The sequence below is a fragment of the Trinickia sp. genome (genome assembly GCF_051961175.1).
GTDB lineage: Bacteria > Pseudomonadota > Gammaproteobacteria > Burkholderiales > Burkholderiaceae > Trinickia.
Window position 1 is genome coordinate 19135 of record NZ_JBQCDN010000166.1, and the last position, 9401, is coordinate 28535.

A 9401-nucleotide genomic window follows, 5' to 3' on the forward strand; every position below is an offset into this window, starting at 1 on the left:
TTTTAGTTATCGGTCGCTTCCAGCAGCGTCTTTACGTCGAGTTTCCGGCTGCGTTCGGCCAGGAATTGATTGACGAACGCGAGCAGCGCAGGCGTGGACACGTTCACCCCGATCGCGATCGGATCGTCGAGATCGTCCAGCGTGACAACGCGCAGCTTCAGCGATGCCGTCGGATCGCTCTTGAGCACATGCTTGACTTCGAATTCGTCGCGGTACGCGGCCGTGACCTCGCCTTTATCGAGCCCGCCCAGCAGCGCATCCCAGCTCGGATAAGCCTTGACCTTCGCATTCGGGAAGTTGGTTTTCACGTATTGCGAATACGACGAGTTCATCACGACCCCGATCGTGCTGTCGTACCCCCGAATCACTTCCGGTGCCGGACGGCCATGCGCGACTTGAGCGAAATTCAGGCGATTGAGCAGCAGCGCTCGATGCAGACGGACGTACGGCGTGCTGAAGCTGATGAGCTCGGCCCGCGCCAGCGTCCGGGAGAGCTTGCTGACCGCCAGGTCGGCGTCGCCGTTGGCGAGCTCGCTGACGACACCGTCGAACGTCTTCGCATCGCGGTTGAAGCGCACCTTCACGCCGAGCTTCGCGGCGAGCTCATCGGCGATATCGACGTCGATGCCTTGCAGACGGCCGTTGCGCGTTTCGAAAAACGGCGGTTGATCGACGCCGAGCATCGCGACCACGAGTTCGCCGCGCGTCACGATTCGGGCAAACTCGGGGGCCAGCAAGCGGCCGTCGGGCATGCGTACGAGACCCGTCGGGGTCAGCGCGAGCGGTGCGCTGGCCGGCTGTGCGGCGGCGACGGCGGCGGGCGTTGCCGCACCGGCCGCATGCGCGGCGTTCGCGCTGGCGAAAAGCCCCATGGCGATCGCCAGCGTAGCGGCGGCGAGACGCCCGGCAAGCGCGCGCAGCGGGCGGGCCGCAATCAAGCGTCCATGAGGCTCGGGACCCGAAAAGTGAAGCGTAGGCATAGCGATTACCGTTTGCAGTTTCAAGAAGCGTTGGAAGCAGGCACAGCGGACGCGGCGGCGTCCGGACTCGCCGGCACGGGCGCAGGTTCACTCGTGACCGAGGCAGTGGGCGCACCGGACACAGCGGACACAGCGGGCGCAGCGGCGGGCGCGGCATAGCGCGCGCCGATTTCGACACCGAGCAGGAACAGCAGCACGCAGAGCAGCAGGACGCAGCACGCCGCGATCGTCGCCATCCGCGCAGTCATCGAGAACACATAGGGCATCGCCGATCGTCCTTAAGGAACCATGGTGGTGAATTGCGCCGGGGCAACGATCTGAATCACGCCGCCCCAGTTGCACATCAATTTCGAATCGTTTTGCAGCGCCGGCTGGCCACCGATCAGCACCGTCGGCGAACCGGGCGCCCAAGGCGCCGCCGTGGCCGGCACGCACGGCATCGGCGTCAATACGCCCAGCGCCGCCGCGGTCGCGGCCGCGACCGTCGGATTCGCCGGGCAATTGCACATGCCGAACGGCATGACGTTGACCATCGGCGCGTTATCCATGATCGTCGCGGCGGGCGCACCCGCCATGACGCACGGCGTCGGCAGCACGTTCAGCGAGGAAGGCGCCACGCCGAAGCTGCATTGCAGCAGGGTGCCGGTAGTGACCAGGATGCCCATCGATCAGCCCTTCACCCATTTTTCGAAGTGGGAAACGATCCTCGGCAAGCCGCCCGCGGCGCCGGCAACCGGTGCATCGATACTGCGCCACGCTTCCTGCGGCTTGCCGCTCGCGTAGCGGCGCTCGGCCATCACCTGGCCGTCGGGATCGAAGCGTCGCGCCGTCCCATGCAGCAAGCCGGCGTGATACGGCAGGCTTTGGACCAACGTACCGTCGGCGGCGTACTCGCGCGTTTCGCCTTCGAGCACACCCGCCCGATAACGCGCACGGCGTACGACCGCGCCCTCGTGCAAATAAACCGCTTCGCCTTCAAGCTTTCCCGCCACGTAGGGAAGACGCGACGTCACTTGCCCCGACGGCGCATACGACACGCTCTCGCCCTGCAGCACACCCGCCACGAACGCCTGCCGCAGGGCGACACGCCCGTCCTGATACAACGTGGTGACACCGTGCTCTTTACCGTCCGCGTAGTGCGCCTCTTTCACGAGCACACCGGGCGGATCGAAGGCATGCATCGGTCCGGACAAGACCCCATGCGCGTAGTGCGCATCGAAGGTCGGCGTGCCCTGCGGCGTGCATCGCGTCATCGGCCCGTGCGGCACGCCGCCCTGCAGCGACGTGCGCGCGATCACCGCGCCGCTCGCATCGCGCTGCTCCACCACCTCGCGCACGTCCGCCCCCGGCTGCGCGGCGGAAGAAGGCGGTGGACGCTTGGGTTCGAGAGCTGTCATGGCGTGTGTTTCGCGCAATGCGGCAAGGTCAATTAATTGAGCTTCACGAGGCCGCCCTTCAGGGCCAGCATCCCGCCGCCGTCGATCGTCGCTGTCGCCGACGCCTTGCTCTGCACTTCCAATCCCTGAATCGTGAGCGTGGTGCCGGCCTTGTTTTCGAGTGTCGTGCCCGCTTGGTTGGAGAGCGACGTTCCCGCCTGGCTCGTGAGGGACGTGCCCGATTTGAACGTGATCGAACCGGTCACATCGATCGTCAAGTTCCCGCTCACCTTGAGCGTGTAGTCCCCCGTCACGTTGTGCGTGAATTTCGCATGATTGGTGTGCGTCTCGTCGCCGGTCACGTCGAGCGAGCGCGTGCCCTTCACCGTGTGCGTTTCCTTGCCCGTCTGGACGTCGACGGTCCGGTCGCCCTTCTGAATCGTATGCGTTTCGTTACCCGCGATCACGGTCGTCGCCAGCGCGTTCTCGATCGACACATTCATGTCTTTCTGCGCATGCACGAACAATTCCTCGCTGCCGGTCTTGTCCTCCATGCGGATTTCGTTGCCGGCGCTGCCCCCTTTCGACGAACGCGACATGATCGTGCTGCGCGTCTGCATCGACGGCATCGCATACGGGAGCGTGCTCGACTGGTTGTATACGCTGCCGGTCACGAGCGGACGGTCCGGATCGCCATCGACATAGCTGACGATCACCTCCTGCCCCACACGCGGGAGGAAGAAGTGACCCCATCCGTTGCCCGCGACAGTCTGCGCGACACGCACCCAGCAGGAGGTGTTCTCGTTCTTGCTGTTCGAACGGTCCCAATGGAACTTGACCTTGATGCGCCCATACTCATCGGTCCAGATCTCTTCACCGGAAGATCCGCTGACCACTGCAGTGTGGTTGCCCGCGACGACGGGCCGCGGCGTCACGAGCGGCGGACGGAACGGCACCGTGGAGGGGAACACCACGAATTCGTTCGCGTAGATGTCGTTCGTCGCGCTGTGCTCGACCGCTCGCGCGACGTAGGTCGTATTGACCGCGCTATTGGCGTGCCCGCCGAGCGTGAAGGTCGAACCGGCAGTGAGCGCATAACACGCGCTCGTGCCGCGGCCGGTCAGCTGGCCGACCTGCTGCGCCGCGAGCCGCAAGTCCGCGGTGTGGCTGCTGCTCGCCTGCACATAGCGTCCCGGGAACGTATAGCGCGTTCCGTTGGTGATGGCGCTCGATGCCCCCGAAGTCGCGGAAGTCGCCGCGGATACCGTCGCCGTGGTGGCGTCGTAATCGGACACGATATGCGTGCGCTCGGTCAATCCCGTCACGAGTTCGAACGTGCTTACGCGCTCCGACGGGCTGTGCGCCACCGAATCGCTCGAGAACCATAGCCCGGAAACATTCGGGGTGGCCTCGTGCGCGGACGGGCTGTCCGCGAGCACCATCGTGTGGCTGCCGTTGGCGAACGTGAAGAAGTAGAAGATGCCCTCTTCTTCCATCAGCCGCGAGACGAAATCGAACGGGCTCTCGTCGTACTGCACGCAATACTCGCGTGCCTCGTAGGTGCCCGTCGTGCTCTGCTTGACCGCGACATTGAACGGAGCCAGCACCTTCTGGATGATGTCGAGCACGCTCAGGCTCTGATAAATCACGCGATCGCAGCCAAGCGTGGCGAGCCACAAACTCGGCGCAAGCGCCGCCGAATAGTATCCGTATGCCGCGTCGGCACCAACCTGCGCGAAGCGCGTGACAATGCCGCTGAAGTAGCGCGCCGCTCCGCCCGACGTCTGCACCGTCACGGTCGCGGTTTTACCCACGATCGAAGCCGCCGACAGCGCGGGATCCGTCGAACGCATCCGCAGCTCGAAATGGAACGGCTCGGAAATCGCCTCGCGGCCCGAGAAGCCCTCGAGCAGCAGCTTGTTTTCGCCGAACGGCGTGCTCACCGAAAGAAAGCAGCCTGTCTGGACCGTCGTGACTTCGGGCATATCAGACTCCGCCCTCCGCCGTGAAGCTGAACGCGAGACCGCCCGTGGCGGTGAATGCCAGATGCACGGCATCGAACGGCTCGGCCACCGAAATGCGTTCCAGCACCTCGCGCGCCAGCTCCGGCAGCACGATTTGCGTGAGGATGTGATCCACGTTGCGCGCGCCGCTATCCACTTCCTTGCAGCGCTCGGTAATGACGCGCGCGAACGCGTCGTCCCAGGTGAGCTTGGCGTGATGGTTGCGTCCGAAGCGCTCCGCGAGCCGGTTCAGCTTCAGATTGACGATCGCCGCAATCTGCGCGTCGCCAAGGTGGTAATACGGCACCAGCACGAGCCGGCCGAGAAAGGCCGGGCTGAATTGACGCAGCAGCGCCGGGCGCAGCCGCTCGATCAGCTCCTCGGGCGGTGGCCGGCGTCCGCCTTGGGAGGCCTCGGTAATGACTTCCTGCGCCGCGTTCGAAGTCAGCAGGATCAACGTGTTCTTGAAGTCGATCGGCACCCCTTCGCCGTCTTCCATGACGCCTTTGTCGAACACCTGGAAAAACAGCTCGAGCACGTCCGGATGAGCCTTCTCCATCTCGTCGAGCAAAACCACGCTATAGGGACGGCGCCGCACCGCTTCAGTCAACACGCCGCCGCGCCCGTAGCCGACATACCCGGGCGGCGCGCCTTTGAGCCCCGAGACGCTATGCGCCTCCTGAAACTCCGACATGTTCACCGTGATCATGTTGCGCTCGCCGCCGTAGAGCGTATCCGCGAGCGCGGCGGCCGTTTCGGTCTTGCCGACACCGCTCGGGCCGACCAGCAGGAATACGCCGACGGGCTTGCCCGGATCGTCGAGATCGGCGCGGAACGTGCGCACGCGCCGCGCGATCGCATCGAGCGCCTCGTCCTGACCGACGACACGCTCTGCCAGCTTGTCGTGCAGATAGAGCACCGTATGCAGTTCGTCGGCCAACATGCGGCCAACGGGAATGCCGGTCCAGCCCGAGATCACCTCCGCGACCATCGCCGAATTCACGTACACCGGTACCATCGGCTCGTCGTTCTGCACGGCCTCGAGACCTTTCTCGAGGCGGCCGAGGTTGGCCAGCAGCGATTGGGCGTCCTCGCCCTCTTCGGCAGGCACTTGCGCCGCTTGCGCCTCTTTCGCCTCGACTTGCCGGGCGATCTTGCGCCGCCACGCCAGAATTTCTTCCACCGCGCGCTGCTCGGTGGAAAGCTTTTCCGTGAGTCGCGCATGCTTCGCGCGCAGCTCCTCCAACTGCTTGGTCAATGCGGCGATGGCGTCGGCATGATCGGCGCCCGTCGCTGCCTCGTGGCGCAGGATGCGCAGTTGGTTTTCGCCCGATTCGAGCGAGCGGCCGAGCGCTTCGATGTCTTCCGGTACCCCGCTTTGCCCGATGGCCACGCGCGCACATGCAGTGTCCAGCACGCTGATCGCCTTGTCCGGAAGCTGACGTCCCGAGATATAGCGATGCGACAGCTTCACCGCATCGCGCACCGCCTCGTCGACGATCTCGACACCATGATGGTGCGCGAGCTTCGGTACCATGCCGCGCAGCATTTCGATGGCGACCGCCTCGCTGGGCTCATCGACTTTGACCACTTGAAAACGGCGTGCGAGCGCCGGATCGCGCTCCACGTACTTCTTGTATTCGGCCCAGGTCGTGGCCGCGATCGTCCGTAGCTCGCCGCGCGCCAGCGCCGGTTTGAGCAGATTGGCCGCATCGCCCTGGCCCTCGCTGCCGCCGGCACCGATCAGCTGATGGGCTTCGTCGATGAACAGAATCACGGGGACCGGGGAGGCCTTCACTTCGGCGATCACCGATTTGAGCCGATTCTCGAACTCGCCCTTCACACCCGCGCCGGCTTGCAACAGCGCGAGATCGAGCGAGCGCACGGTCACGTTCAGCAGCGCCGGGGGCACCTGGCCTTGCACGATGCGCTGAGCGAAGCCTTCGACGACGGCCGTCTTGCCGACGCCCGCTTCGCCCGTCAGGATGGGATTGTTCTGGCGCCGCCGCAGCAGCACGTCGATCAGTTGACGGATTTCCAGATCCCGCCCGCAAATGGGATCGATCGCCCCTTCCCGGGCGAGTTCGGTCAGATCGACCGTGTATTGCGCGAGCGCCGATCCGCCCGGCCCGCTACCGACGGCCGACGGCATCGCCTGCCCAGCGGGTGCCCCCCCTGCGGACGCACCCGCGGCAGGCGTGGCGGCCGGGCCGCCATCTTCGTTCGAGGCGGCCAGCACGGCCGGCAGCGATTCGCGCAGCGTCGCGCGCGGAATCTTCAACAGCGAGGGCGCCGTGTCGATCAGCAAACCGCGCAGGCTGTCGACTTCCAGCAGCGCGAGCAGCACGGTACCCGAACGAATCTGTTGCTGCCCGAGCAGCATCGAACTGAACAGCCAGGCTTCCTGAAACAGCCGCGAAAAGTTCGGCGACAACGCAGGCGTACGGCCATTGCCGCGCTTGAACTGCTCGACAGCCTTCTGCAGCTGCGCGCACACTTCGGTGGCGGAAACCTCGAAGTGCTCGAGAATCACCCGCAAATCGGGCGCGTCGGATTCGAGCAGTTGCAGCAGGAAGTGCTCGACATCGACGTTATAGTGCGTTTGCCGCACGCATAGCTGCGCAGCAAGCTCCATCGCGTGCTTGCAGGCCGGATCGAGCCGGCTCACCAGAGTGCGAATGTCGATTTCCATAATGGCTCGGGGGCTACGCGTTCGATGAGCGCCACGCCGCCGAAGACGGCGGCATGCGTAAGGTGAATCGGGCCGGCGCGCGCGGTTTCGGCGATACGGCGTTCCTGTTCGTGCTCGTGCTCGTGTTCCCGCTCGTATTCCCGCTCGCGGCACGCTGTGCGCCGAGCCAGGACGTCCAGCCGAGCCGGGCCGCACCTGCGCCGCCGACGGCACAGGCGGCTTGCCCGGGTGCGGGCCGCAACACGACGTGCACGTCGAGATCCTGTTCCAGATACGACTGCACGAGCCATGCGGTCAGCTCGTGCAGCCGGCCGCCCGGCAACAGGGCCTCGAATCGTTCGAGCGGCAGATCGACGAACTCGATGCGGATGCCGGCCGCCTGATCCCAGCACCGGCGCCCGACCACCGCTCTGCCGTTCAGGCGCGATGCGCCTCGCCCGGCGCTCGATAAGCGCACCGAATCGCGCGCGTCGAGTTCGCGCCAGCCGCCGACGAACTGGCCGCCTCGCACCGCGACACCGAGCCGGTCCGACAACAAGGCCAACAAACCCGCCATTGAGCGCGGCGCGCCGCCCAGCAAGCCGGCGTGGCGCAACCAGCGGCGCGCGCCGTTCGGCCCGCGCTCGCCGGCTCGCAGCCCCAGGTTGCCGAGCGCGTCGAGGCAGGCGGTCAGCGCTGCCTCGTCCGGCGCACGTCCGTTCAACCCGGGCGCATGTTTCTGGCGGCTGCGATAGAGGAACGAGAGGAAGCGATGATTGAAGATGTCGAGAAAATCCGACATCGCCGTCTCGCGCGCGGCCCGCCGCGCGAGCAGCCACTCCGTGAACGGCAACGGCAACGGCCCGCCCGCGCCGGCAAGCGTCATCGCCGCGGTGCTCACGGTGTAGGTGGCGCGGTCGTCACCCGCGGCTTTGGCGCGCACGCCGCGGATATCGCTGGGCTCGAACGCGAGCGAAACGTGACCGGCGAAGCGCACGGCCTCGTCGGTCCCGTCCCCCGTTCCAAGCGGCCGCGCCCACGACTGCGCCTGCTCCAGTAAATGAATCGCTTGGAACAGGTCGAAGTCGTGGGGATGAGCGAGGAGCCGGGCGATCAGAGCAGCGGTTGGCAACCGGTCATCGGTTCCCATTGCTTCCATATCTCATCTCCACGGCATACAACGAGCCGAACAAAGGAGTTGACGGAGGTACACAACGCGAAGAAACGCGCGAGCACGGCAGCCATCAACAGCGGCGAACCGCCAACAAACGCATCCGCGTCGAATTCGACGTTCACCTCCGTGCCGCGGCAATAGCCGCGCCATGCATCGGTACCCACATGCGCGGTGACATGACGGGCCCCGATACGGCTGATCCCGCGAATCTGGTCCTGTTCGCGCAGGCCGTCCGACGCGAACAGCGTCAGCATCTCCTGCAGCTCGCGCCGGCCGTTCGGCCCGCTGACGAGCGAGTGATAGTTGCGCGTCAACAGCGACACCAGCCGCCAAAGCGTCTCGCTGCCGAGCGGCGGATCGCGCTGCGCTGTCGGCTCGTACAGGCACCGCACGCGCGCATTGCGCGACACGCGCTCGACCAGCATGCGCGCACCGATCGGAACATGCTCGGCCAAACGCCGATTGGTACAAAGCACGTTCGCATAGACCACGGGCGCAGCAGGGTTCGCGAAGTTGTGACTCGCGTCGACGAAGCTCAGATACGTATCGACACCCGAAACGTTGCCTCGCACGCTGCGCTCGCGTCGCGCGAACCAGAACGTGGACGGCGCGTCCGGGCCGGCCCTGTCCATGCGGTCGGCCGCCGTATAGCCGGGCAGCACGATCGCACGGTCGGCGACAGGATCCGAGGCGATGACGGAGACGATCGAATGGATCTCGGTCATGGCCTCGCGCTTTTGCTCGGCGACGAGCCGGTGTTCGTAGCGGCGGCCGTCCACGACGAGCGGTTCGGTCGTCTGCGCGAACAGATTAACCACGGGGGTGCAGCCCAGGCGGAAATGTTGGGCGCCGATATGCGCCAGCGCGCGCGGCATCCGGTCCAGATGAAGGACGATTTCGCAGCTGCGCCCGGTGCCGAAGGCGCCGGCCGGCACCTCCAGATCGAAGAAGTGAAATTTGCGCGCGAACGCGAAGTATTCCTGCAGCAGCCCATAGGCCGGATGCGCGTGAGCCGGCTGCGGCAGCACGCGGTCCTCTTCGGCGTAGCCGGCTTCGCGCCACGCCGTCTGCGACAACCGCACGAGCGGCGCGCCCGCCGGCGCCCCCGCAACCCCGCCGCCGCCCCCTACCACCCACGCGTACGGGGGCCTCGTCCGCAGCGCATCGCCGGGGGAATGGCACCCCCGGGGGGGCGCG

Annotated in this window: 8 protein-coding genes; all 8 read right to left on the reverse strand. The window is 66.0% G+C overall.

Annotated elements, in window-relative coordinates; genetic code table 11:
* Positions 1–2 precede the first annotated feature (2 nt).
* Entirely contained in the window at positions 3–980 is a 978-nt protein-coding gene (locus tag ACTHL0_RS09605; protein WP_440566500.1) for a substrate-binding periplasmic protein, read from the reverse strand.
* Between the two features lie 20 nt (positions 981–1000).
* Positions 1001–1246: a hypothetical protein gene (locus tag ACTHL0_RS09610; RefSeq protein WP_440566501.1), complete on the reverse strand. Its 246-nt coding sequence runs from the start codon at positions 1244–1246 to the stop codon at positions 1001–1003.
* A 12-nt stretch (positions 1247–1258) separates the two neighbouring features.
* Complete coding sequence (locus ACTHL0_RS09615) at positions 1259–1645, reverse strand: DUF4280 domain-containing protein (protein ID WP_440566502.1); 387 nt, start codon at positions 1643–1645, stop codon at positions 1259–1261.
* Positions 1646–1648: 3 nt separating this feature from the next.
* On the reverse strand, positions 1649–2377 hold the full coding sequence (locus tag ACTHL0_RS09620) for a toxin-antitoxin system YwqK family antitoxin (protein ID WP_440566503.1): 729 nt from the start codon (positions 2375–2377) through the stop codon (positions 1649–1651).
* A gap of 32 nt (positions 2378–2409) precedes the next feature.
* Positions 2410–4341 carry a type VI secretion system Vgr family protein gene (locus tag ACTHL0_RS09625; protein ID WP_440566504.1) on the reverse strand — a complete coding sequence of 644 codons (1932 nt, stop codon included), beginning with the start codon at positions 4339–4341 and terminating at the stop codon, positions 2410–2412.
* Between the two features lies 1 nt (position 4342).
* Positions 4343–7051 (reverse strand): type VI secretion system ATPase TssH, encoded by a 2709-nt coding sequence (gene tssH, locus ACTHL0_RS09630; protein WP_440566505.1) that lies wholly within the window; start codon positions 7049–7051, stop codon positions 4343–4345.
* Positions 7052–7064: 13 nt separating this feature from the next.
* Positions 7065–8189, reverse strand: a complete 1125-nt coding sequence (tssG, locus tag ACTHL0_RS09635) for a type VI secretion system baseplate subunit TssG (RefSeq protein ID WP_440566506.1) — start codon at positions 8187–8189, stop codon at positions 7065–7067.
* Positions 8144–9401 (reverse strand): type VI secretion system baseplate subunit TssF (tssF, locus tag ACTHL0_RS09640; protein ID WP_440566507.1); only part of this gene is annotated, 1258 nt, incomplete at its 5' end. The genes tssG and tssF, both read right to left, overlap by 46 nt.